At 46.0% G+C, this 24,566-nt stretch carries 20 protein-coding genes and 1 riboswitch; of the genes, 18 read left to right on the forward strand and 2 right to left on the reverse strand.

Annotated features, from left to right (window positions below; genetic code table 11):
• Positions 1 to 53: 53 nt before the first annotated feature.
• The 3 genes from NSQ12_RS02460 (at position 54) to NSQ12_RS02470 (ending at position 4,949) form a co-directional block, all read left to right on the forward strand.
• Positions 54 to 956, forward strand: coding sequence for an aldo/keto reductase family oxidoreductase (locus NSQ12_RS02460; RefSeq protein ID WP_339175822.1), 903 nt, complete (start codon positions 54 to 56; stop codon positions 954 to 956).
• 185 nt (positions 957 to 1,141) lie between these two features.
• The gene (mtlR, locus tag NSQ12_RS02465; RefSeq protein ID WP_144500881.1) at positions 1,142 to 3,226 is read left to right on the forward strand and encodes a mannitol operon transcriptional activator MtlR; all 2,085 of its coding nucleotides are present in this window, start codon (positions 1,142 to 1,144) and stop codon (positions 3,224 to 3,226) included.
• A 211-nt stretch (positions 3,227 to 3,437) separates the two neighbouring features.
• Positions 3,438 to 4,949, forward strand: coding sequence for a class I adenylate-forming enzyme family protein (locus NSQ12_RS02470; RefSeq protein WP_248719458.1), 1,512 nt, complete (start codon positions 3,438 to 3,440; stop codon positions 4,947 to 4,949).
• A gap of 19 nt (positions 4,950 to 4,968) precedes the next feature.
• Here the strand turns inward: NSQ12_RS02470 and NSQ12_RS02475 are convergent, their stop codons facing one another.
• Positions 4,969 to 5,565: a class I SAM-dependent methyltransferase gene (locus tag NSQ12_RS02475; RefSeq protein WP_198878987.1), complete on the reverse strand. Its 597-nt coding sequence runs from the start codon at positions 5,563 to 5,565 to the stop codon at positions 4,969 to 4,971.
• Positions 5,566 to 5,719: 154 nt separating this feature from the next.
• On the opposite strand from NSQ12_RS02475, the gene NSQ12_RS02480 reads away from it, so the two are divergent.
• From NSQ12_RS02480 to amj, 5 genes are all read left to right on the forward strand, one after another.
• Positions 5,720 to 6,580, forward strand: coding sequence for an SDR family oxidoreductase (locus tag NSQ12_RS02480; protein WP_033883707.1), 861 nt, complete (start codon positions 5,720 to 5,722; stop codon positions 6,578 to 6,580).
• A gap of 15 nt (positions 6,581 to 6,595) precedes the next feature.
• On the forward strand, positions 6,596 to 7,099 hold the full coding sequence (gene lyxE, locus NSQ12_RS02485; RefSeq protein ID WP_003234400.1) for a D-lyxose ketol-isomerase: 504 nt from the start codon (positions 6,596 to 6,598) through the stop codon (positions 7,097 to 7,099).
• Between the two features lie 87 nt (positions 7,100 to 7,186).
• Positions 7,187 to 7,738 carry a GNAT family protein gene (locus NSQ12_RS02490; protein WP_248719459.1) on the forward strand — a complete coding sequence of 184 codons (552 nt, stop codon included), beginning with the start codon at positions 7,187 to 7,189 and terminating at the stop codon, positions 7,736 to 7,738.
• Positions 7,739 to 7,815: 77 nt separating this feature from the next.
• Positions 7,816 to 8,238: a pyridoxamine 5'-phosphate oxidase family protein gene (locus tag NSQ12_RS02495; protein ID WP_003234396.1), complete on the forward strand. Its 423-nt coding sequence runs from the start codon at positions 7,816 to 7,818 to the stop codon at positions 8,236 to 8,238.
• Positions 8,239 to 8,743: 505 nt separating this feature from the next.
• Positions 8,744 to 9,553 carry a lipid II flippase Amj gene (gene amj / locus NSQ12_RS02500; RefSeq protein WP_003234394.1) on the forward strand — a complete coding sequence of 270 codons (810 nt, stop codon included), beginning with the start codon at positions 8,744 to 8,746 and terminating at the stop codon, positions 9,551 to 9,553.
• 43 nt (positions 9,554 to 9,596) lie between these two features.
• Here the strand turns inward: amj and NSQ12_RS02505 are convergent, their stop codons facing one another.
• Entirely contained in the window at positions 9,597 to 9,887 is a 291-nt protein-coding gene (locus NSQ12_RS02505) for a DUF3817 domain-containing protein (RefSeq protein WP_003234392.1), read from the reverse strand.
• 184 nt (positions 9,888 to 10,071) lie between these two features.
• Between NSQ12_RS02505 and lrpC the strand changes: the two genes are divergently transcribed.
• From lrpC to NSQ12_RS02555, 10 genes are all read left to right on the forward strand, one after another.
• On the forward strand, positions 10,072 to 10,506 hold the full coding sequence (lrpC, locus tag NSQ12_RS02510; protein WP_003246585.1) for a transcriptional regulator LrpC: 435 nt from the start codon (positions 10,072 to 10,074) through the stop codon (positions 10,504 to 10,506).
• Positions 10,507 to 10,570: 64 nt separating this feature from the next.
• Positions 10,571 to 12,754 carry a DNA topoisomerase III gene (locus NSQ12_RS02515; protein ID WP_033883715.1) on the forward strand — a complete coding sequence of 728 codons (2,184 nt, stop codon included), beginning with the start codon at positions 10,571 to 10,573 and terminating at the stop codon, positions 12,752 to 12,754.
• A 202-nt stretch (positions 12,755 to 12,956) separates the two neighbouring features.
• On the forward strand, positions 12,957 to 14,045 hold the full coding sequence (locus NSQ12_RS02520) for a lipoprotein YdaJ (protein WP_217011607.1): 1,089 nt from the start codon (positions 12,957 to 12,959) through the stop codon (positions 14,043 to 14,045).
• Complete coding sequence (epsK, locus tag NSQ12_RS02525) at positions 14,026 to 14,877, forward strand: cyclic-di-GMP receptor EpsK (protein WP_003234384.1); 852 nt, start codon at positions 14,026 to 14,028, stop codon at positions 14,875 to 14,877. Before NSQ12_RS02520 ends, epsK begins: the two co-directional genes overlap by 20 nt.
• Before the next feature lie 10 nt (positions 14,878 to 14,887).
• Positions 14,888 to 16,597, forward strand: coding sequence for a DUF2334 domain-containing protein (locus NSQ12_RS02530; protein WP_144527500.1), 1,710 nt, complete (start codon positions 14,888 to 14,890; stop codon positions 16,595 to 16,597).
• A complete protein-coding gene (locus NSQ12_RS02535) occupies positions 16,590 to 17,852 on the forward strand; it encodes a glycosyltransferase family 2 protein (RefSeq protein WP_003246697.1) in 1,263 nt (420 codons plus the stop codon). Before NSQ12_RS02530 ends, NSQ12_RS02535 begins: the two co-directional genes overlap by 8 nt.
• Positions 17,853 to 17,857: 5 nt before the next feature.
• A complete protein-coding gene (locus NSQ12_RS02540; protein WP_339175827.1) occupies positions 17,858 to 19,969 on the forward strand; it encodes a cellulose biosynthesis cyclic di-GMP-binding regulatory protein BcsB in 2,112 nt (703 codons plus the stop codon).
• Between the two features lie 136 nt (positions 19,970 to 20,105).
• A riboswitch (cyclic di-AMP (ydaO/yuaA leader) is annotated at positions 20,106 to 20,249 on the forward strand.
• A 192-nt stretch (positions 20,250 to 20,441) separates the two neighbouring features.
• The gene (gene kimA / locus NSQ12_RS02545) at positions 20,442 to 22,265 is read left to right on the forward strand and encodes a potassium transporter KimA (protein WP_021481720.1); all 1,824 of its coding nucleotides are present in this window, start codon (positions 20,442 to 20,444) and stop codon (positions 22,263 to 22,265) included.
• A gap of 58 nt (positions 22,266 to 22,323) precedes the next feature.
• Complete coding sequence (mutT, locus tag NSQ12_RS02550; protein ID WP_326150045.1) at positions 22,324 to 22,815, forward strand: 8-oxo-dGTP diphosphatase MutT; 492 nt, start codon at positions 22,324 to 22,326, stop codon at positions 22,813 to 22,815.
• 24 nt (positions 22,816 to 22,839) lie between these two features.
• The gene (locus tag NSQ12_RS02555) at positions 22,840 to 24,564 is read left to right on the forward strand and encodes a pyruvate oxidase (protein WP_198878990.1); all 1,725 of its coding nucleotides are present in this window, start codon (positions 22,840 to 22,842) and stop codon (positions 24,562 to 24,564) included.
• Positions 24,565 to 24,566: the final 2 nt, after the last annotated feature.

The following is a 24,566-nucleotide window of genomic DNA, read 5'->3' on the forward strand; positions in this document are numbered from 1 at the left end:
ATGAACTAGTAAGGGGCAAAACCCGGTTTATACAAAGAAAAGAGGGATTTTGCATGCAGCGTATTCAATTGGCGGAGGATCTTCAATTTTCAAGAGTCATACACGGGCTTTGGCGGCTGAATGAATGGAACTATTCAGATGCTGAACTTCTGAGTCTCATTGAATGGTGTATCGATCACGGCATCACGACCTTTGATCATGCGGATATTTATGGAGGCTATACGTGCGAAAAGCTGTTTGGAAACGCCCTTGCCCTTTCGCCTGGATTAAGAGAAAACATAGAGCTGGTCACAAAATGCGGTATCGTTCTTGAATCGCCTGAACGGCCCGCTCACAGATCGCATCATTATAACACAAGCAAATCGCATATTTTGGCTTCTGTTGAGCAATCGCTTATGAACCTTAGGACGGATTATATCGATGTGCTGTTGATTCACAGACCGGACCCGCTCATGGATCCGGAGGGAGTAGCAGAGGCGTTTCAGGCCTTGAAATGCTCTGGCAAGGTCAGGTACTTTGGCGTTTCAAATTTTAAAGATCACCAGTATCGGATGCTGGAAACGTATCTGCCTGAGAAGCTTGTGACCAACCAGATTGAGCTTTCCGCATACGAATTAGAAAATATGCTCGACGGCACTTTGAACCTGTGCCAGGAAAAACGGATTCCGCCGATGGCTTGGTCGCCTCTGGCAGGCGGCAAAGTTTTCACTGGTGACACGGAAAAAGACCGGCGTGTCCGCACGGCGCTTGAATCCGTTCAAGCAGAGATTGGCGCCGCTTCATTGGGCGAGGTCATGTACGCATGGCTGTTCACGCATCCGGCCGGCATTATGCCGATTGTCGGAAGCGGAAAGCGCGAGCGGATTTCCGCCGCGATAAATGCGTTGTCATACAAGCTTGACCAGGATCAATGGTTCCGCATTTTTACAGCCGTACAGGGTTACGATATTCCATAAAAAGCATCAGCTTACCAGCTGATGCTTTTTCAATATTGTCACACCGCATAGTGCCAAATTACCATTTATAAGTGATTGATTCTTTCTTGAAAGCGTTTTATATTAAAAGGAAACCTCTCTATATCCTCTACTGCATCTCCTTGCGACTTCATCCGCACATCAAGATTGGCTAGGAGGTCTTTTTTATGTATATGACTGCCAGAGAACAAAAGCTGTTAAAGCACTTATTATTACAAAACAGATATATAACCGTAACTGAGCTTGCTGAGCTGATGCAAGTCAGCACGAGAACCATTCACAGGGAACTCAAATCAATTAAACCGCTGATGGAAACCGTGGGGCTTACGTTAGATAAACAGCCCGGTAAAGGGTTGAAAGCAGTGGGAAGTCCCGAGGATAAACAAAAGCTGCTTACTGATTTATCATATGAACAGCATGAATACAGCGCCGACGAACGGAAACTGCTCATTCTTTGTTCGTTATTAGAGTCTCAGGAGCCCGTCAAACTGTACACTCTTGCTCATGATCTCCAGGTGACGAATGCCACGGTCAGCTATGACTTAGATGAGCTCGAGAAGTGGATTTCTCCCTTCGGACTGACACTGATCCGCAAAAGAGGTTTTGGCATCCAGCTTATAGGGCCGGAGAATGCGAAACGGAAAATTGTCGGCAACTTGATTGTGAACCGTCTCGACATCCAAATGTTTTTGGAAGCGGTTGAATTAAACATCAAAGGAAAAGCCGATTCTTCAGAGAAAATGTTCGGGGTTGTCAGCAAAGGTGAGCTGCTAAAAATGGAGCGCATCTTATTTCAACTCAAAGAAAAAATCGCTTTTTCATTGTCCGACAGCTCCTATATAGCGCTCGTCGTCCATCTGACGTATGCGATCGAACGAATTAAGCTTGGGGAAACCATCACCATGGAGCAAAATGAGCTTGAGGAACTGAAGAATGCGAAAGAATACAGTTCGGCTCTTGAAATCGCGGGCGAGCTTGAACGTGCCTTCGGCGTGACGATTCCAGAGGCGGAGGTCGGCTATATTACAATCCACCTTCGAAGCGCCAATCGAAAATACAAAACAGAATACAAAGCGCAGGAAATTGAGCTGGAAACAGCCCTGCAAACAAAGCGGCTCATTGCTTTTATTTCAGACAAAATCAGAATGGATCTAACGAAAAACTACTCTTTATATGAAGGCTTGATTGCCCATTTGGAGCCGGCCGTCAGCCGCATAAAAGAAAATATTGAGATATACAATCCGATGAAGGAACAGATCAAGCGCGATTATTTTCTGCTTTATATGGCGATCGAAGAAGGCGTCGAAAAGTATTTTCCGGGCATGTCCTTTTCTGATGATGAAATCGCTTTTATCGTTCTTCACTTTGGCTCGGCTCTTGAAATCAAAAAAGAAGAAGCAAAAGTGAAAGCGCTTGTCGTCTGCTCAAGCGGGATCGGCTCCTCGAAAATGCTTGCCTCCAGACTGAAAAAAGAGCTGCCGGAAATTGAATCGTTTGATATGTCATCCCTGATCGAGCTAAAGGGGAAGGATGTTCAAGCCTATGATATGATTGTGTCCACTGTACCGATTCCTTATGAAAACATTGATTACATCATGGTCAGCCCACTATTAAATGAGGAAGACGCAAACCAGGTCAAGCAGTATATCAAGCGGAAGATTCCCCTTATTCTTAACAAAAAAAGAAGCCCGAAGGAAGAGGCGCAGCAAGCTGATGTACCTGACATGCTAGAGGCGGCGGAAAGCATAGGGCGGTATATGGAGGTTATCCAAGATGTTCTGCGCCATTTTACGCTAGCTCAACTCAAAACAAACCCGGACCATAGCATGCTTCTGTTAGAGCTTTTTCAACAGCTGAAGAAGGATGGCTTGATCCGTGATCCGGAAAAAGCTGCGTTTTGCCTGGCTGAGCGGGAGAAACAAGGGGGATTGGGAATCCCCGGAACAAACATGGCGCTTTATCATCTCAAAAATGATGAAATCGTCCTGCCTTTTTTCAAAATGTTTGATCTCAGCACCTCCTATGAAGTGGATGGCATGGACGGAAATACCCTCAGGATGACACGCATTCTCGTCATGATGGCGCCTGGCTCATTATCTGCTGAAGGCTCAGAGATTTTAAGCGCGATCAGCTCGGCAATTATCGAGAGCGGAGAAAGCATGGCGGGGTTTCAGGAAGAAGGAGAACAAGAATTGTATCAGCGGTTAAACCGCATATTTTTCACATGGATGAAAGAAAAAAACATACTGTAAACCTGCATGGCACACGTCAAAAATTTGGCGTGTGTTTTTCTGTGGATGGGGAACAAAATAAGAAAATGTGGGACTATTTTATCATTCATTATTGGAATAATTCCAAAATGAAATAGTTTTACAAGTTATCTTTTTTGGGTTAAAATGGGTGAAGTAAGGAAGAAAATCTAACAAATTATTGAAGATTCAAGAGAATATAGGAGATGACGATATGGAAACATTACAGCATCTGATTCTGCATGACATGCCGAATAGCGAAGAAATAGAGGCTGTAAAAAGCGGAGACCATACACTGACATATAAAGGTTACCGTAAACGGATTAATCAGCTGGCGAATGCCATGCTTCAAAAAGGAATTCAAAAGGGCGACCGTGTTGCATTGCTTTGTAAAAACGGCCATCCCGCATCAACTGTTATGTTCGCCGCACTTGAAATAGGTGCTGTTGTCGTACCTGTCAGCTGGCAGCTGAAACCATATGAAATGACAGGCATTTTAAAAGCAAGTGAACCGAAAGCGATGTTTTACGGAGCGGAGTTTAAAGAGATACTGGATGAAGTTCTTCCTGAATTATCCTCACTGTGTGTAACAATGGAAACAGGAACAGCTTACGAAACATCTGCTGAATTTGAAGCGCTGTTTGCAGGTCCTGATCATTTGCCAGAGACGGAAATGGTTTCCCCTGATGATACAGCACTTCTGATGTTTACATCTGGAACAACGGGAAACCCGAAAAGATGCATGATTACACATGGCGGCATATACAGATACGTTAAAAAATCCAACAGCTCAATAGCACGCATGAAGGGCCTTCGTTTTCTCGCGTGCCATCCGATTTATCATACGAGTGCGCTCATTTGCATCATGCTTGGAACATTTGCAGAAACAACCTTTGTGTTTACAGAGGATCAAGATCCTGTTCACATGCTGAAGGTCATTGAAGAAGAGAAAATTCAGACCGTGATGGCTCTTCCTGTGTTTTACACGTATTTGCTTGAGGCGTGGGAAACGCACCAAACTGACTTATCTTCGCTTGTGATTTTAATGACAGGCGGAACAAAAGTGCCGAGCAGCCTAATCCGCCGCTATCTTGATATTGGCATTCCGCTTGCGCATGGCTATGGAAGTACTGAGGCTTGGGGCATCAGCACATGGACGCCTGATATGGGAATGGATAAAGCGGCATCTGCAGGAAAACCTGTGGCAGGTGTTAAAGTCAAAGTGGAAGATCCTCTGACCGGAGAAGAACTTCCTCAAGGAGAAATCGGCGAAATCGTTGTTCATACTCCATTCTTATTTAAAGGCTATGAAGACAATCCTGAAGCAACAGCGAAAGTGCTGCAAAATGGATGGTTTAAAACCGGAGATTCAGGATATGTAGATGAAGATGGCTTTATTTTCATCACGGGACGCTACAAGGATGTCATTATTTACGGAGGCGATAACGTCTATCCTGATCAGGTTGAAGAAGTTATCCAGCAGATCCCGGGAATCCTTGAAACGGCTGTGGTCGGTATTCCTGATCCGCTTTACGGTGAAAAACCGAAAGCTTTTATCGTGAAAAATGGCGGCCAGCGCATCACGGAAGAGGATGTCATTGCATTTTGTAAAGAACGCCTGTCCGCTTACAAAATACCTGAAGTTGAATTTGTTAACGAACTGCCGAAAAACAACCTTGGCAAGGTGAAAAAAGACGTCCTGCGCAATCAGGCTGTACATTCATAAAAGAAGAAGCCCGTCCACTTTATGTGGCGGGCTTCTTTGCAGTTGCACAGACGGAAAGCTCAGGCTTAATGTTCTTAAATTCTATATCAATGTCTTCGAAGCCGGCTGCTTTAAAGTCAGCAATCATCTGTCTTCCAAATGATTTGGTTTTCTCAGGACTGGCATCCGCTTCCCGCGGCTGCATCGTAATGGCTGCTTTGCCGCCTGGCTTTAATGCCCGATAAATCTGTTTCATGCCTTTTGTTTGGTCATTCCAAATGGTGTAGTTGTTAACGGAAATCACTTTATCATAAAACGAGGCGGGGAGAGGAAATGTCTCGATGCTTCCTTGTATCAGGCGCACACCCTTGGATTTCACTCTGCGGGCGGCCAGCTTCAGCATGGCCTCTGACACATCAATCCCATGAAGCTGAACATCCTTCTCGCGTTTCAGCATCTGCTGCATGCAGTATCCCGGGCCAAACCCGACTTCTAAAATGCTGTCCCCGCGCGTGATACCCAGCTGATTGATTGTCCACTGATTCAGTGTTTGATTTTCAGCAGCCATGATGTACCCGGCAATCATGCCGATGACGCCCTTTGGCCTGCTGAATCTTCTAGAAAGCATGTTAATCATTCAGCAACCAACCCCCTTTTTGAGTTATTTCCTCCAAGCGTTCCATGTGAAACATTTTTCTGATAAAGCAATGCGAAGGTGCCAAGCCATGTTTATCCAAAGAGTGTGTGAGGTACACAACAAATAGACATGAAAACAAAGGAGGAGAATCATCATGGCAAATTATCCAAAAGAACTGCCGGCACAAACTCAAAGTCGCCAGCCGGGAATTGAAAGCGAAATGAATCCAAGTCCGGTGTATGAGTACGAGGATTATAAAGGAGCAGACAAATTAAAAGGAAAAGTAGCTCTTATTACAGGCGGCGACAGCGGGATCGGACGCGCGGTTTCCGTCGCTTATGCAAAGGAAGGCGCAGACATCGCCATTGTGTATAAGGATGAGCATGAAGACGCTGAGGAGACGAAGAAACGTGTTGAACAAGAAGGCGTAAAATGCCTGCTGATTACTGGTGACGTAGGTGAAGAGGAATTCTGCAATGAAGCGGTTGAAAAAACGGTCAAGGAACTAGGCGGCCTTGACATCCTTGTCAACAATGCAGGTGAACAGCATCCGAAGGAAAGCATCAAAGAGATTACGAGCGAACAGCTTCACCGCACATTCAAAACAAACTTTTATTCTCAATTTTATTTGACTAAAAAAGCAATTGATTACCTGAAACCGGGCAGCGCCATCATCAATACGACATCCATCAACCCGTACGTAGGGAACCCGACACTGATTGATTATACAGCGACAAAAGGGGCGATCAACGCCTTTACAAGAACAATGGCGCAGGCGCTTGTTAAAGACGGCATCCGTGTAAATGCAGTCGCGCCGGGTCCAATCTGGACGCCACTAATCCCAGCTACGTTCCCTGAAGAAACAGTTGCTCAATTTGGGCAAGATACGCCGATGGGCCGTCCTGGACAGCCTGTTGAGCACGTCGGCTGTTATGTGCTTCTGGCATCAGATGAGTCCTCTTACATGACAGGACAGACCCTGCATGTCAACGGCGGAAACTTTGTGACGACATAAGAGGGAGTGAGACATATGGGCATCACGAAAGAAGAAGTGAACAGCTACTATCAAAAAGCAGGGATTGTATTAACGGACGAGGAAGTAGACCAAATCCAGCTGATGGATTACGGCTTAGGAAAAGAAAGAAAAGTCGGGCTCCAGCTCTTCGTCTACGTCAATACAGACCGTTATTGTTCAAAGGAATTGGTGCTGTTTCCGGGACAGACTTGCCCGGAACACCGCCATCCGCCGGTCGACGGCCAGGAAGGCAAGCAGGAGACCTTCCGCTGCCGCTACGGAAAAGTGTATCTTTACGTAGAAGGAGAAAAAACGCCGCTTCCAAAAGTTCTCCCTCCTCAGGAAGACAGAGAACACTATACGGTCTGGCACGAAATTGAGCTAGAACCGGGCGGGCAATATACAATTCCCCCGAATACAAAGCATTGGTTCCAGGCCGGGGAAGAAGGTGCTGTCGTGACGGAAATGTCATCGACGAGCACGGATAAACATGATATCTTTACCGATCCAAGAATATAAGGATGAGGCTTAGCAGCCCATCCTTTTTTGTATTGAAAAAAACGGAATCATCGCTATAATGGGTAAAAAAGGAAAGAGGGCGAGGCAATGTTCACCTGCAAGGTAAATGAGCACATCACCATCCGATTATTGGAGCCGAATGATGCGGAGCGGCTGGCCGAACTCATTATCCAAAATCAGCAGCGGCTTGGCAAGTGGCTGTTTTTTGCGGAAAATCCAAGTAGCGCTGACACGTACCGAGAAACAATCATTCCAGATTGGCGGCGCCAGTATGCCGACCTGAACGGCATTGAGGCGGGGCTCCTTTATGACGGCAGCCTATGCGGCATGATCAGCCTGCATAACCTTGATCAAGTGAATCGTAAGGCGGAAATCGGATATTGGATTGCCGAAGAATTTGAAGGGAAAGGCATTATTACAGCTGCCTGCCGAAAACTCATTACGTATGCTTTTGAAGAGCTTGAGCTGAATCGTGTGGCGATCTGTGCGGCTGTCGGAAACGAAAAAAGCAGAGCGGTTCCGGAGCGGATCGGGTTTCTAGAGGAAGGAAGGGCACGGGATGGCTTATACGTAAACGGCAGGCATCACGACCTCGTCTACTACAGTCTGTTAAAGCGTGAATGGGAAGGCGAAAAATAAAGAGCACACTTTCTTGTTTAAATCTTCCCCGGATGTGGAAAAGTAACAGCGGAGACGTTAAAAAGGAGTGATTCGAGATGAATCAGCAAGACATTAAACAAAAAGTGCTTGATGTTCTAGATCACCATAAAGTAGGTTCGCTCGCAACAGTTCAAAAGGGCAAACCGCATTCCCGCTACATGACTTTTTTCCATGACGGGCTGACGATTTACACACCGACAAGCAAGGAAACTCATAAAGCAGAAGAAATTGAGAACAACCCCAATGTCCACATTTTATTAGGCTATGATTGTGAAGGTTTTGGCGACGCATATGTCGAAGTTGCCGGAAAAGCCAAAATCAACAATTCGGCAGAACTCAAGGACAAAATATGGAGTTCCAAATTAGAGCGCTGGTTTGACGGCAAGGATGATCCGAATCTGGTGATTCTTGAAATTGAACCGGAGGATATCAGATTAATGAATGCCGGGGAGAAAACACCGGTCTCACTCGAACTATAAAAAATTTGTGTTTTCAGGGGCGATATGTTATTATGAATAGCTAGTAAGAAAAATAAGCAAATAAAAAAGAAAGTAAACTTCTTTTTTCTGTTTTGAGAGAGAAGCTTACCGCTTCCCAAGCAGCATAACCAGCTGCCCTTATTCTTTTCCTTCATAACAAATCGCCCCTAACGATGAGATGGAAAAAAGACTTTTTTGTTTTACAATTCACACCGGCGCGGCTTCGGAGCCGCAGTGACGATTGAGAGGTAGGGCTTTCGTTGTCTTGTGTTCAAGAAATTTCCATGGTGTTTACTTTCCAGAATGATTCTTCGGAACAATGCTTTATGAATCTAACCCGCCTGACTTGGCGGATGATATAATCTTTATTTGCGTATAGAAAAGAATAAGACAAACCGCCCGGCGTACGCCGGACGGTTTTTTTATTGCAAAAAACACATCGTACTGAAACCTCCTTGTCTTCTTTCCAGTCTTATCTCTAGGATGAAATTGGAGGAAGAATAACGTGCATGTCATTACAACACAAGTACTTTTTATTTTTTGTTTTTTATTGCTGATTCACTCGATAGAAACTTTAGCCTATGCCACAAGGCTTTCCGGGGCCCGCGTTGGATTTATTGCGTCCGCGCTTTCTCTGTTTAATGTCATGGTCATCGTATCCAGAATGTCGAACATGGTGCAGCAGCCCTTTACTGGGCATTTAATTGATGATGCTGGAAAAAACGCACTGGCGATTGTAGGGGAGCAGTTCCGCTTTTTAATTTTCGGATCGACAGTCGGCACCATTTTGGGCATTATCCTGCTCCCGTCTTTTGTCGCTCTTTTTTCACGGGCGATTATTCACTTGGCGGGCGGCGGCGGCTCCGTTTTTCAAGTATTCCGAAAGGGATTCTCGAAACAAGGATTCAAAAATGCCCTTTCCTATTTGCGTCTGCCGTCCATTTCATATGTAAAAGGATTTCATATGCGCTTGATTCCGAAGCGTTTGTTTGTCATCAACATGCTGATCACATCGATTTATACGATTGGCGTGCTTTCGGCTTTATACGCAGGCCTTCTGGCGCCGGAGCGCAGCACGACAGCCGTCATGGCTTCGGGTTTGATCAACGGAATTGCGACGATGCTGCTGGCCATTTTTGTTGATCCTAAAGTATCCGTTCTAGCTGATGATGTGGCAAAAGGAAAACGAAGCTATATCTATTTAAAATGGACCTCTGTCACAATGGTCACATCAAGGGTGGCGGGCACACTCCTCGCCCAGCTCATGTTTATTCCCGGGGCCTACTATATCGCGTGGCTGACAAAGTGGTTTTAATAAGAAAGGCTGGATCATAAAGATCCAGCCTTTTTGCGCTTCCTTATTTATAGTTCCTTAATCCGCGGTCGAACAAAAAATTTCCGAATGGGACGAAAGCGGCGATGAAGCCGGCAGCTGACCATTTCAGCGGCCATTTGACAGAGAAGGTTGCATAAGCCAAGACAAGCAAATACAAAATGAACAACCCGCCGTGAACCGAACCGACAATTGTCACCGCAAGCGGAAGGCCTGCCCAATATTTAAGCGGCATAGCGATGAACAACAGGATTAAGAGTGACATTCCTTCAATAAAACCCATCGTGCGAAGTCTTCCGATCGGCGTGTGCAGCATAAATCGCCCTCCTTGTGGACACGTTTTCATTTTATACTATAAACAATCCGGAGGGGCATATGACAGCTTTCAAAAAATGTTCGGAAAACATTCATTTTTACATGCCTTTTCTAGGGAACTGTACTTGTCATTTACAAAAATACCCGAGATAATGTGTACAAAATCAAAAAAGAAGGATGTTGAAATGAAACTTGACCAGATTGATCTGAATATCATTGAGGAGCTGAAGAAGGACAGCCGTTTGTCGATGAGGGAATTAGGCAGAAAAATTAAGCTGTCGCCTCCATCTGTGACAGAACGGGTAAGGCAGCTTGAATCGTTTGGCATCATCAAGCAATACACGCTGGAGGTCGACCAGAAAAAACTTGGGCTTCCCGTTTCCTGTATTGTGGAAGCAACCGTTAAAAACGCGGATTACGAGCGGTTCAAAAGCTATATTCAAACATTGCCGAATATTGAATTTTGCTACCGGATTGCAGGTGCAGCCTGCTATATGCTGAAAATCAATGCCGAAAGCCTCGAAGCGGTAGAAGATTTCATTAACAAAACATCGCCCTACGCGCAAACCGTCACTCACGTCATTTTCTCAGAAATTGACACGAAAAACGGGCGCGGTTAGAGAGTGCCGCGTGAAGTCTGTTATAATAACAGGATGAGCGCGAAAGAAAGAGAAGTGATCAAGCATGTCAAAAACAGTTGTATTAGCTGAAAAACCTTCAGTCGGCCGGGATTTAGCCCGGGTGCTGAAGTGCCATAAAAAAGGAAACGGTTATCTCGAAGGCGATCAATATATTGTGACCTGGGCTTTAGGCCATTTGGTGACGCTTGCTGATCCGGAAGGCTACGGAAAAGAATTTCAATCATGGCGCCTAGAGGATCTGCCGATTATTCCAGAACCCTTGAAGCTTGTGGTGATAAAAAAAACCGGAAAGCAGTTCAATGCAGTCAAATCCCAGCTTACCCGTAAAGACGTCAATCAGATTGTCATCGCGACTGACGCAGGCCGGGAAGGTGAGCTTGTTGCGCGCTGGATCATTGAGAAAGCGAATGTCCGAAAACCAATCAAGCGGCTGTGGATTTCATCTGTGACGGATAAAGCGATCAAGGAAGGTTTTCAAAAGCTGCGCAGCGGCAAAGAATATGAAAACCTGTACCATTCTGCCGTCGCCAGAGCGGAAGCGGATTGGATTGTGGGGATCAACGCCACCCGTGCACTTACCACAAAATTCAATGCCCAGCTCTCATGCGGGCGTGTGCAGACTCCGACGCTTGCCATGATTGCAAAGCGCGAGGCAGACATTCAGGCGTTTACGCCCGTTCCGTATTACGGCATCCGTGCTGCAGTCGACGGCATGACGCTGACGTGGCAGGATAAGAAATCAAAGCAGACGAGAACGTTCAATCAAGATGTAACAAGCCGTTTGCTAAAAAATCTCCAAGGAAAGCAAGCGGTCGTAGCTGAGCTGAAAAAAACAGCGAAAAAAAGCTTTGCGCCTGCGCTTTATGATTTAACGGAGCTGCAGCGTGACGCCCACAAGCGCTTCGGTTTTTCTGCTAAAGAAACGCTTTCTGTCCTGCAGAAGCTATATGAGCAGCATAAGCTCGTCACATATCCGCGGACGGACTCTAGATTTTTATCCAGTGACATCGTCCCGACGTTAAAAGACCGTCTGGAAGGCATGGAAGTAAAACCGTATGCCCAATATGTCAGCCAAATTAAAAAACGCGGCATTAAATCTCATAAAGGATATGTCAATGACGCGAAGGTGTCAGACCACCACGCGATTATCCCGACCGAAGAGCCGCTCGTTCTCAGCAGTCTGAGTGATAAAGAACGAAAGCTGTATGACCTGATTGCGAAACGTTTCCTGGCTGTATTAATGCCTGCATTCGAATATGAGGAAACAAAGGTCATCGCAGAAATCGGCGGAGAAACCTTTACGGCGAAAGGCAAAACCGTGCAGTCGCAAGGGTGGAAAGCCGTTTATGATATGGCGGATGAGGATGATGAGCAGGAGGGTGACAGAGATCAGACACTTCCTGCGCTTCAAAAAGGCGACACACTTGCCGTCCGCACGTTAACGGAAACAAGCGGCCAAACGAAGCCGCCTGCCCGCTTTAATGAAGGAACCTTGCTGTCAGCGATGGAAAACCCAAGCGCGTTTATGCAGGGAGAAGAAAAAGGCCTCGTCAAAACGCTTGGAGAAACAGGCGGCCTCGGCACGGTGGCAACGCGTGCCGACATTATTGAAAAACTGTTCAACAGCTTTTTAATCGAGAAAAAAGGCCAAGATATTTTTATCACATCTAAAGGAAAACAGCTCCTGCAGCTTGTTCCGGAGGATCTGAAATCACCGGCCTTAACAGCAGAATGGGAGCAAAAGCTGTCTGCGATCGCGGCCGGCAAATTGAAATCGGCTGTTTTTATTAAAGATATGAAGGCTTACGCTCACCAAACGGTAAAAGAAATCAAAAACAGCAGCCAAACCTTCCGACATGACAACATCACGGGAACGGCATGTCCGGAATGCGGCAAAATGATGCTGAAAGTAAACGGCAAACGCGGGACGATGCTCGTGTGCCAAGATCGTGAATGCGGAAGCAGAAAAACGATTGCCCGAAAAACAAACGCACGCTGCCCGAATTGCCATAAAAGAATGGAGCTTCGCGGCCAAGGCGAGGGCCAAACCTTTGCGTGTGTGTGCGGTCACCGTGAAAAGCTCTCTGTATTTGAAAAACGAAAAAACAAAGACAAAGCGCGTGCTACCAAACGGGACGTATCCTCTTATATGAAAAAACAAAATAAAGATGAGCCGATTAACAACGCGCTGGCAGAACAGCTGAAAAAACTCGGTTTGGATAAATAATAAAAAAACCTGTGCCTATCGCACAGGTTTTTTTAGTGGACTTAGGTCCTGTTTTCTTAATGTTCAAAAAGGGGAAAAAAAGCTAGCAATCTGCATTTTTTTCTTTTATAGTAAATGTACTTTGTAACATGGCAGTCATATTTTCGTCTATAACTATTTGTGAGCGTCTGATTTGCTTCAGGCGACAAAGGGGGATTTGCCTGTGAGGCATGTACTAATTGCTGTCATCTTATTCTTCTTATCTATCGGACTTTCCGCAGGGTGTGCTGAAGCTGGAAACAAGACCCAAAATCAGTCGGCGACAGAAGTGAATGCCAGCCCGCTCCAGCCGGCGGAATATTTCATCTATCACAATTTAATGAATGACCAAGGGCTGATTAAAACCGATTTTTCAGACCAGCCTTCTTACTTGTCGGAATCTCTCGGCCTGTGGATGGAGTTTCTGCTCAGCAAAAATGACGCACCGCATTTCCAGGATCAATATCAGCATCTGACTGATTCATTTCTGATGAGCAATCACTTGGTGACGTGGAAGATTCAAAATGGCCAAGCGAGCGGGACGAATGCGCTGATAGATGATATGAGAATTATGCTGTCTCTTGACCAAGCCGCCGCAAAATGGGGCCGCAGCGACTACGCGCAAATGGCTAGGGATATCGGCACGTCTTTGAAGACATACAATATGAACAATGGGTTATTTACAGACTATTACGACTCACAGGCCGCTTCAAAGGATGTGACGCTTTCATACGTCACGCCTGACGCCTTAGCTGTCTTAAAGAAGAATGGAATCATAGACGAAGACACAGAACAGCGGAATGCCAATGTTCTCTATTCAGCTCCTTTAAAAAATGGCTTTCTGCCGAAGACATACAGCTCGGAGACGAAGGAATACACATATGATAGTGAAATCAACCTGATTGATCAGCTTTACGCTGCTTGGCATTTGCCGGAAGGGGATGAAAAAGCATCTGTTTTAGCGGACTGGATCAAGCAGGAATTTCAGAAAAACGGAAAGCTGTACGGGCGGTATTCGGCAGATACGAAGGAGCCTGCCGTCCAATATGAGTCTCCATCCGTATATGCCTTAGCCGTATTGTTTTTGACAAAACAGCATGAAAACAGTTCTGTCATCAAAGCCATATATGACAGAATGAATGGCTTTGAAATTCATGATCCGGTGAAATCGTATTATGGAGGCTATATGAGCGGCACTCAGACGCATTCATTTGACAATCTGCTGCCGCTGTTAGCCGAAAGGAAGCTTTTTAATGAAAATATCATTCAGTGAATCACAAAAATTATTTGCTTATTTTTCAGGGCTCATCGCGGCCCTGTCTTTGTTTATTTATTATGTGTCAGCCCAGCAATCAGAAGGTGCTCTGATCCTTTGCATCACATTTGGCGTCATCGCCGCAGGCATCTGGTTCGGCCCGATTTACGCGCTGGCAGTGACCTTAATCGTACTCTTTGTTCTCGGCACCTTAATGATGTTTTTCCAGACTGGACAGACATCGCTCTTTCCGGCTGAGGAAGGGCTGCGAATGCTTGTTGTGTGGGGAATCGCGCTTTTGCTGTTTTCTTTTATTTCTGGAAGAATCCACGATATTACAGCAGAGCTTCGGCGCTCAATAACACGGCTTCAATCCGAAATTAAAAGCTATGTTGCTGTTGACAGAGTGACTGGTTTTGATAACAAGCAAAGGATGAAGCTGGAACTTTCAGAAGAAATCAAGCGGGCGGAGCGCTACGGCAATTCTTTCGTTTTTTTGCTGCTGCATATGCATTATTTCAAAGAGTTTAAGTCTTTGTACGGTGAAAAAGAAACGGACCGCCTCTTCCAATATGTCGGTCAGCAAATCAGGACAAGCGTTCGGGAAACGGATAAGAAATTCCGTCCCTCTGACGAGCGTATCGGGATCGTGCTGACGCACACGCCTGCTGAACATATGCCGGCCGTTCTGACAAAGCTGAAGAAACAATTGGATACATATCAGCTGGAAAATGGAAAGTATGTGTCGCTTACGTTCCACGTTTGCTATTTGCCCTACCGCAACGATATCAAAACAGCTGATCAATTTTTAGAAGAACTGGAAAACGAGATGATGATGAATGAACTATAAAGGAATCACATTGCTATGCGTCATGATGCTTCTATTTTTAGCTATTGCGTCTTTTCCCGTTTCTGCGCAAGCGAAAGATCAAGATGCCGGCATTCTCATCATCTACTCAACCTTGGACGGCAAAGAGTCGTCACAAGTCAAAATGCTCGATTTGCTTGCGGGCCACTTTACATCCCATGTGACAGTCAAAAAAGATTCAGACGTTGAAGCATCGGATTTCAAAGGGAAAGACCATGTGATTTATTTCGGCCAAACGAAAAGAAAGCTCAGCAAAAAATTGCTGTCTCTTATCAGCGGCGTAAAAAAACCGGTTGTCGCCATTGGCTATAACGCAGGCCAGATCAACCAATTTTCCGGGCTTTCATTAGCCCGCAAAGAAAATGTGTTTCAGGTTCACAGCAGGTCGGAAAAGGCCGATGTGTCTCTGGAAAGCGGGCTTAACGTGCTGAGTGTATCAGGCCTGAAAGGAACGGCGCTTTACACCTTCAAAGCCGATGACGGCACAATACATTCTTTTATATGGAAAACAAAAAAAGGGAATGTGTACATTGGATTAACAAATTTGTTAAATGACAATTTGATCGTGGCGAAACAGCTCAGAGAAGCTTTCGGAGAGAAGGCGGGGACGACGTTATTGTATTTGCGTCTCGAGGATATCAGCCCGATGTCTGATGAAAAACTGCTTCTTCAAGCCGGTACATACCTGCATAAGCGGCATATTCCTTTTATCCTGGCGGTCATTCCGGTTTACTTGAATCCGGAAACAGGCGACAAAGTGTATTTGTCTGATCAACCGAAGATGGTCAAGGTACTGAAAAAGCTGCAAAGCATGGGCGGCAGTATCATTGTTCACGGCTATACTCACGCTTATCGCTACAGTGAAACAGGAGAGGGCTTTGAATTTTGGGATGCAAAGGCGGATCAGCCGATTACATCCGGAAATGCCGAAGATCCCCCGTCCATTTTGGAGAAAGAACAGGACTTCCCGAACGAACAAGCCTATCACAGCTATCTCGAACCATTTCGGGAAAAGGAAGAAACGTATACAAAACAAAAACTGACGCGTGCCATTGAGGATTTGACATCGTCGGGTCTTTACCCGCTGGCGTTTGAAGCGCCGCATTACACGATGTCCGATTATGGCTATCAAATCGCCTCGCAGTATTTTACAAGCATTTTCGGCCAGGTCCAGCTCAGCAGCACAACATGGAAAACATCCGGTGCACCTCCGTTTGTGACTGCTCCTTCGATGTTGCACGGAATGACGCTTTATCCGGAAACGATCGGCTTTGTCGACACATCGAAGCAAAACCCGCTCGGTGAGATGGAGGAGCACATCTCCCAGATGATTGATTTTGAAGGCGGAGTAGCCGGAGGATTTTATCACCCGTACCTCGGGATGAAATATCTGCCGGAGCTGGTTGATCAGATGGAACGCATTCCAGACAGTGAATGGCTTGATTTAAAGAAAACGAAACAAACCGTCAAAACAGACAAAGTGGAAATTCATACAAGCGGTGACGGAACGATTCAGGTGAAAAACGGCGTAAGCGCGATTGACGAGTTTTTCGATCATCACCGGCAAACCCCTCTTGAAAAGGCGTTATGGATTCTCTCCGCTGTTGTGCTCTTATTTGTCATCATGTTTGTCAGTTATACGTTTTACTTGAGAGCCACATTGAAAAAACGAATTTTTAAGGAGAGAAGAAGCCTTGGGTAATACGCTGTTCTTTATCTCGCTAAGTTTAATATGGGTTATGCTTCTCTACCACATGTTTCTCATGCAGGGCGGGTTTCGCCACTATATGACCTTCGAACGGAATATTCCAAAGTGGAGAGAAAACATGAAGGAACTGCCGAAGGTCAGCGTCCTCATCCCGGCGCATAACGAAGAGGTTGTGATTCGACAGACGCTGAAGGCGATGGTCAACCTTTATTATCCGAAGGACCGGCTGGAGATTATCGTCGTTAACGATAATTCATCAGACCGGACGGGTGATATCGTCAATGAATTTTCCGAGAAATACGATTTCATCAAAATGGTGATTACGAAGCCGCCAAATGCAGGAAAAGGAAAATCCTCTGCACTTAACTCAGGTTTTGCCGAATCAAACGGCGATGTGATCTGTGTGTATGACGCCGACAACACGCCTGAGAAAATGGCTGTGTATTACCTTGTGCTCGGCCTGATGAATGACGAAAAGGCAGGCGCCGTGGTAGGGAAATTCCGTGTCATCAATGCGGCAAAGACGCTGCTGACGAGGTTTATTAATATCGAAACGATCTGTTTTCAGTGGATGGCCCAGGGAGGCAGATGGAAGTGGTTCAAAATCGCCACGATCCCAGGCACCAACTTCGCGATCCGCAGAAGCATTATCGAAAAGCTCGGAGGCTGGGATGACAAAGCGCTCGCTGAGGATACTGAGCTGACCATCCGGGTATATAATCTCGGCTATCACATCCGCTTTTTCCCTGCCGCCATCACGTGGGAGCAGGAACCGGAAACATGGAAGGTATGGTGGCGCCAGCGCACCCGATGGGCGCGCGGCAATCAATATGTCGTGCTCAAATTTTTGGCGCAGTTTTTTAAGCTGAAACGAAAACGGATTATCTTTGATTTGTTTTATTTTTTCTTTACGTACTTCCTGTTTTTCTTTGGCGTGATCATGTCAAATGCGATTTTTGTAGTGAATTTGTTTTATGATTTGCATTTGTCTGTTGGATTTTTGGCAATGATTCTCTGGATTTTGGCGTTTTTCTTATTTATGACAGAGGTCATGATTACGTTGAGCATTGAAAAAACAGAAATGAACAAGCAAAACTTTTTTATCGTATTTCTCATGTACTTCACATACTCGCAGGCATGGATTGTGCTTGTTATCTACTCTTTATTCGTAGAAATCAAGCACCGTTTATTCAAGCAAGAGGTCAAATGGTACAAGACAGAACGATACAATCAACATAAAAGCGGGTGACCTTTTTGAAACAAATAATGATTTTTCTCACAAGCTTCATGCTGCTGGCGATGACTGGACAAACGGCTCTTGCCAAAGACGTACAGGTCAGCGGTTCGCTCCTCGGGAAAAGCAGCCAAGAACAAGCCAAACAGCAGGTGCTGACAAGCGAGTTGATTACACTGTATGGATCAAAAGACAGCGCAGAGCTGACGTACCAGATCCCGGCAGGCGCCTCTTCGGGCAATCAGCAATTGGTAATCGAATACGAGGCATCAAATCTTTTAATTTCACCATCATCGTTAACGGCTGTCATTGATGATGAACCGGTCAAGACGTTAAAGCTTGATGGTGATTCCAAACGGAAAACAGTGAAGCTGAATCTGAATAAAAGCCAGTCTGCGCAAGGCTATCACAACGTATCGCTGAAATTCTACGGCGTAATGAAAGAGGGCGTGTGCGTCAGACAGGATACATCAGGCAACTGGATCAAAATTTATCCGGACAGCCGGCTGACACTTGCTGACAGCAGTGAAGCGAAGGGAACGTCGCTGGACCATTATCCGTATCCTTTCGCCCAATCTGGAAATACAGCGGAAGAAACAGCTATCGTCATTCCGGATAACCCAAGTTCAGCAGAAATAGATGCTGCTGTTAAAACAGAAGGCTATTTGAAAACGGTGGACAGCAGTGTCAGTATTGCGTATGTCACGGAATCTGAACTGAAAAAAATCGATAAGCCGACGATTGTTATCGGCGTGGACAAGCATTGGAACGGCAAAGTGAAAAAACTGTTGAAACAAGCTGGGCTACAGGCAAAAGGAGAAAACCTTCTGCTTGCGGAGCGGGTGCTGAAAGCAGAGGGCAAGCAGCAGCCGGTTCTGTTTGCGCAAGCTGCGTCCGAGGACGCGCTCACTAAAAAAATCAGCGTGATAACAGATCAGACATATACAGGCCAGCTCAGCGGCGATACACTTTCAATCAGCAAGCTTCAGCAGACTGAAAAAAAAGAAAGCGATAAGCTGACCCTTGAGAATTTTGGAGCGGGTGATATCACAATTGGAGCCGACAAAACATCTTCAGCACATTATTTTTATCCGGCTTCGGCTGTTTTAGATGAAAACCAATCGGCGAAGCTGTCGCTTAAACTGAAAAAGTCTGAAACGATTCAAGCCTCAGCGACTGAAAACGAGTCTGCCTCTCAGGCTGCAGAACTGAAAGTGATGATCAATGGCCAGCCGCACTCGGTCCGGCTTGATGAATTAGGAAAAGAAGATAAAAACGGATTCTATCATGTCACAGTGAAAGTGGACCCTAAGCTGCTGCAAAAAAACCGCTACATTGATATTCAGTTTGTCACGACCGGTTTAAAGGAAAACAACCCTTGTAATACGACTGATGAAGAAAAGTGGGTTTTTATCGATAAAAACAGTACATTATCATACGCCATCAAAGGCATGTCTCCGTCAGCGGATTTTCAAGAGTGGCCGCTTCCTTACGCCGGAAACCAGGATCAAACAACGTTAATCGTGCTTCCTGACACCGTAAGCCAATCGAAGCTTGAGGAGCTTTCTCTCGTGACGGAATCCTTTGGCAGCGAAGCACAGCATTCATATACGGTAAAGAAATCATCTGACGTTACAGCAAATGATGCGAAAGGACGAAACCTCATTTTCATAGGGGGGATCAATCAATTTTCTCTTCTGAAGGAGAAATCATCAGATCTGCTTGTACCGCAGGAAAAGAACGGCTCATTTGATGTATCTGGTTTCGAGATGCTGAATGAGACAACAAAACAAGTGGTATTTACCCAAGCATCGGTTTGGGATTCACGCTATACAATGGCTGTCTTTGCACCGTCAAAAGGAGATGGCACGGCTGTCACAAAAGAGATCATCAGTTATCTGAACAGCAACGATGAGTCGGCAACCGTCCTTAATGAAACAAACAGCCAGCAGGTGTTTACAAACCACCAGCAGCTCAAATCGGAAACAAACAGTTCCGATGCAGAACAACCAACACAGGATCATAGCCAGAAATGGATGTATATTGGTGTGCTGGCACTCATTATGGTGATTGCGGCAGTGTTCATTTGGATTGCCGTAAGACGCAAAAAAAGAAAGACAGATACAGAATAAAACAGAGGCGATTTTAGCCTCTGTTTTTTTTATTTTTGGTAAGTGAATTCCATTTGTGGAACCTGTCATTTTATTTTTTTCTCTCAGCCAATAAGCCTCTTTACAACGTGCGGGAACGGGAGTATGATCTCTTTTAGAAAACAAATCGCTTAATCTGAAATCAGAGCGGGGGACCCAATAGAACGGCTTTTTGCCGTTGGGGTGAATCCTTTTTAGGTAGGGCTAACTCTCATATGCCCGAATCCGTCAGCTAACCTCGTAAGCGTTCGTGAGAGGAGATGAATGAAACCTGTGTTCGATGTTATGGCACAGGGGCATCCGTTTGCCTCTGTGTTTTTTGTTGTTCATTTTTGAATGCAAATCGCATACAGAGACATCATAGCAGAAAGGACTATCATCAACATGTGAGAGCAAGACACTGATGTTTTATTGTTTTAATTGAAAAATGAGAAATTAAAAGGGGAAGACATCGATGTATCATTCAATCAAACGTTTTTTGATTGGGAAACCACTAAAATCCCAAGCAGCTGGAGAGCAAAAACTGACGAAATTAAAAGCCTTGGCTATGCTTTCCTCAGATGCGCTGTCATCTGTCGCATATGGGACAGAACAAATTCTAATCATTTTGGCAACAATCAGTGCTGCCGCATTTTGGTACTCCATTCCGATTGCGGTGGGCGTTCTCATATTACTGCTCGCACTGATTCTTTCATACAGGCAAATTATTTACGCTTATCCGCAGGGCGGCGGGGCGTATATCGTTTCTAAAGAAAATCTCGGTGAAAAACCGGGATTGATTGCGGGCGGTTCATTGCTTGTTGATTATATTTTAACAGTAGCGGTAAGTATTTCCGCAGGCACGGACGCCATCACGTCAGCCTTTCCTGCATTGCATGATTATCATGTGCCGATCGCTATTTTTCTCGTGTTAGTGATTATGATTTTGAACCTGCGCGGTCTTTCGGAATCGGCATCCATTCTTGCCTACCCGGTTTATCTGTTTGTGGTGGCGCTTTTGGTTCTCATTGCAGTCGGGTTGTTTAAACTTATGACAGGACAAATAGACCAGCCAGCCCATCATACACCGCTCGGCACACCTGTAGCCGGCATTACGCTGTTTTTGCTGCTTAAGGCTTTTTCCTCCGGATGCTCAGCGTTGACCGGGGTTGAGGCCATTTCTAATGCGATTCCTGCATTCAAAAACCCGCCTGCGCGAAACGCGGCAAGAACGCTTGCGATGATGGGGATTTTGCTGGCGATTCTGTTTTCCGGCATCACGGTGCTCGCGTACGGGTATGGTACGGCGCCGAAGCCTGATGAAACAGTGGTTTCACAAATTGCGTCCGAAACCTTCGGGCGGAATGTGTTCTACTATGTCATCCAAGGTGTCACATCGCTTATTTTGGTTCTTGCGGCAAATACGGGATTTTCAGCCTTTCCGCAGCTTGCCTTCAACCTGGCGAGAGACCAGTATATGCCGCGAATGTTTACAGTCAGGGGCGACCGCTTAGGCTTCTCAAATGGGATTATCTTTTTAGGCTTTGCCTCCATTGTTCTCATTATCTTATTCGGAGGACAGACGGAGCACTTAATCCCGTTATATGCTGTGGGCGTATTTATTCCATTTACGCTTTCACAAACCGGCATGTGCATGAAATGGATCAAGCAAAAACCAAAAGGCTGGATCGGAAAAATGCTGATCAACTCCTGCGGTGCTCTGATATCATTTATGGTTCTATCCATTCTGTTTGTGACGAAGTTTAATGTCGTATGGCCTGTGTTAATCTTTATGCCTATCGTCGTTTTGCTGTTTTTTGCGATTAAAAATCACTATACAGCGGTTGGTGAACAGCTTCGCATCGTAGACAAAGAGCCGGAAGAAATCAAAGGCACCGTTGTGATTGTGCCTGTGGCCGGTGTCACCACCGTCGTGCAAAAATCGATTCACTATGCGAAATCACTGTCTGATCAGGTGATCGCCGTTCACGTGTCATTTGACAGAGAACAGGAAAAGAAATTCGAAAAACGCTGGGAAGAGCTTAATAACGGAGTGCGTCTCGTTACGCTTCACTCCTCGTACAGAAGCCTTGTCCATCCGTTTGATAAGTTTTTGGAAACAGTTGAGGCAAAAGCGAAGAAGGAGCAGTTTTCCGTTATGGTGCTGTTTCCGCAATTTATAACGAAAAAACGCTGGCACACCATCCTTCACAACCAATCGGCCTTCCTCCTCAGAGTCCGGCTGTTCTGGAAAAAGGACATAATGGTTGCCACACTGCCGTATCATTTTAAAAAGTAAAGCTCTAGGACCAAGGGAATCACCTTGGTCCTTTTTTGCGGGAAAAGGAGGTATGGCGGTGTATACACAAGGTGCTTTTGTGATCGTATTGAACGAAAGTCAGCAAATTCTGCTGGTGAAACGAAAAGATGTCCCTCTATGGGATTTGCCGGGCGGCAGGGTTGATCCCAGGGAATCGGCTGAGGAAGCGGCAGTGCGGGAGATATTGGAAGAAACGGGATACAATGCAGCGCTTTCTGCGAAAATAGGTGTTTACCAAAGGCCAAAGTTTCAAGATGAACAGCATCTGTTTTTCGGAAGCATAACAGGCGGACAAGCAGTGGCTGACGGCACAGAGACAGCGGGATTAAAGTGGGTTTCCCCGGGGCGTTTGCCGCTTTTTATGGTGCCGAATCGAAAAAGGCAGATCAATGATTTCAAGAACGGCGCTCAAGATGTAAATGTCACCGTCAAGGATAGCGGGTTGCTCGCGGCGATCGACCTGTTGAAAAGAAGACTGGGCAAGCGATTCAGGTCTCCGGGTTTTAAAGCCTTTCTCCTGTGGTATTGAAAAAAGGAAAAAGGAGGATACGTTATGGCACATAAAACTGCAGGACAAGTAATGACAGAGCTGCTTGAGCAATGGGGAGTTGATCATGTATACGGCATCCCCGGAGACAGTATAAATGAGTTTATTGAAGAATTAAGACACGAAAGAAATCAACTGAAGTTCATTCAAACCCGCCACGAAGAGGTAGCGGCACTGGCAGCCGCGGCTGAAGCAAAACTCACCGGCAAGATCGGAGTCTGTCTGTCAATCGCAGGGCCGGGAGCGGTGCACTTATTAAATGGTTTATATGATGCTAAAGCCGACGGCGCCCCTGTGCTGGCGATTGCAGGACAGGTTTCTTCTGGCGAAGTCGGACGGGACTATTTCCAGGAGATCAAGCTGGAGCAAATGTTTGAGGACGTGGCTGTGTTCAACAGAGAGGTACATAGCGCAGAATCACTTCCGGATCTCTTAAATCAGGCGATCAGGACCGCCTACAGCAAAAAAGGCGTTGCGGTATTGAGCGTGTCAGATGATTTGTTTGCGGAGAAAATCAAACGGGAGCCCGTGTATACTTCACCAGTGTATATTGAAGGGAACCTTGAACCGAAAAAAGAACAGCTCGTCACCTGCGCCCAATATATTAATAACGCTAAGAAGCCGATTATCCTGGCAGGGCAGGGAATGAAAAAGGCGAAACGGGAGCTCTTAGAATTTGCGGACAAAGCCGCCGCTCCGATCGTTGTTACACTCCCGGCAAAGGGTGTTGTTCCCGATAAGCACCCGCATTTTCTCGGCAACCTCGGGCAAATCGGAACAAAGCCGGCTTACGAGGCAATGGAGGAATGTGATTTATTAATCATGCTCGGAACGTCATTCCCATACCGTGATTATTTGCCTGATGACACGCCGGCGATACAGCTCGATTCAGACCCGGCGAAAATCGGAAAACGGTATCCGGTGACAGCGGGCCTTGTCTGCGATTCGGCTCTCGGCCTGCGCGAATTGACAGAGTATATTGAACGCAAGGAAGACAGAAGATTCCTGAATGCCTGCACAGAACATATGCAGCATTGGTGGAACGAAATTGAAAAAGATGAGACAGAGGCCACAACACCGCTTAAACCTCAGCAGGTCGTGGCCCGTCTTCAGGAAGCGGCAGCCGATGATGCGGTGCTCTCTGTAGATGTCGGCACTGTGACAGTCTGGATGGCGCGTCATTTCAAAATGAACGCGAACCAGGATTTCATCGTTTCCAGCTGGCTTGCGACAATGGGCTGCGGCCTGCCGGGAGCGATTGCAGCAAGCTTGTCCGAACCGGAACGCCAGGCGATCGCCGTCTGCGGTGACGGGGGATTTTCCATGGTCATGCAGGACCTTCCGACCGCCGTCAAATATAAGCTCCCGATCACAGTCGTCATTTTAAACAACGAAAATCTCGGCATGATTGAGTACGAGCAGCAGGTCAAAGGCAATATCGACTATGTCACAAAACTTCAAAATGTCGACTATGCCGCATTTGCAGAAAGCTGCGGAGCAAAGGGCATCAAAGTGACCAAAGCGGAAGAGCTTGCGCCGGCTTTCCATAAGGCGCTGCAATCTGACCAACCGGTCGTAGTGGATGTCATGATTGGAAACGAACCGCCGCTGCCTGGCAAAATCACCTACGGGCAGGCGAAAGGCTTTAGCAAGTACATGCTGAAAAACTTCTTCGAAAACCAAAAATTTGAAATGCCGTCACTGAAGAAAAGTTTGAAACGGTTATTCTAAAA

The sequence above is a fragment of the Bacillus sp. PS95 genome (assembly GCF_037963565.1).
Taxonomy (GTDB): Bacteria; Bacillota; Bacilli; order Bacillales; family Bacillaceae; genus Bacillus; species Bacillus subtilis.

Excerpts from the sequence above, each read along its gene's own strand:
- lrpC (WP_003246585.1), top strand. The coding sequence starts at position 10,072 with ATGAAACTTGACCAGATTGATCTGAATATCATTGAGGAGCTGAAGAAG.
- NSQ12_RS02505 (WP_003234392.1), bottom strand. The coding sequence starts at position 9,887 with ATGCTGCACACGCCGATCGGAAGACTTCGCACGATGGGTTTTATTGAA.
- mtlR (WP_144500881.1), top strand. The coding sequence starts at position 1,142 with ATGTATATGACTGCCAGAGAACAAAAGCTGTTAAAGCACTTATTATTA.
- NSQ12_RS02475 (WP_198878987.1), bottom strand. The coding sequence starts at position 5,565 with ATGATTAACATGCTTTCTAGAAGATTCAGCAGGCCAAAGGGCGTCATC.
- epsK (WP_003234384.1), top strand. The coding sequence starts at position 14,026 with ATGAAAATATCATTCAGTGAATCACAAAAATTATTTGCTTATTTTTCA.
- kimA (WP_021481720.1), top strand. The coding sequence starts at position 20,442 with ATGTATCATTCAATCAAACGTTTTTTGATTGGGAAACCACTAAAATCC.
- NSQ12_RS02495 (WP_003234396.1), top strand. The coding sequence starts at position 7,816 with ATGAATCAGCAAGACATTAAACAAAAAGTGCTTGATGTTCTAGATCAC.
- NSQ12_RS02490 (WP_248719459.1), top strand. The coding sequence starts at position 7,187 with ATGTTCACCTGCAAGGTAAATGAGCACATCACCATCCGATTATTGGAG.
- NSQ12_RS02515 (WP_033883715.1), top strand. The coding sequence starts at position 10,571 with ATGTCAAAAACAGTTGTATTAGCTGAAAAACCTTCAGTCGGCCGGGAT.
- NSQ12_RS02460 (WP_339175822.1), top strand. The coding sequence starts at position 54 with ATGCAGCGTATTCAATTGGCGGAGGATCTTCAATTTTCAAGAGTCATA.
- NSQ12_RS02480 (WP_033883707.1), top strand. The coding sequence starts at position 5,720 with ATGGCAAATTATCCAAAAGAACTGCCGGCACAAACTCAAAGTCGCCAG.
- NSQ12_RS02470 (WP_248719458.1), top strand. The coding sequence starts at position 3,438 with ATGGAAACATTACAGCATCTGATTCTGCATGACATGCCGAATAGCGAA.
- NSQ12_RS02555 (WP_198878990.1), top strand. The coding sequence starts at position 22,840 with ATGGCACATAAAACTGCAGGACAAGTAATGACAGAGCTGCTTGAGCAA.
- lyxE (WP_003234400.1), top strand. The coding sequence starts at position 6,596 with ATGGGCATCACGAAAGAAGAAGTGAACAGCTACTATCAAAAAGCAGGG.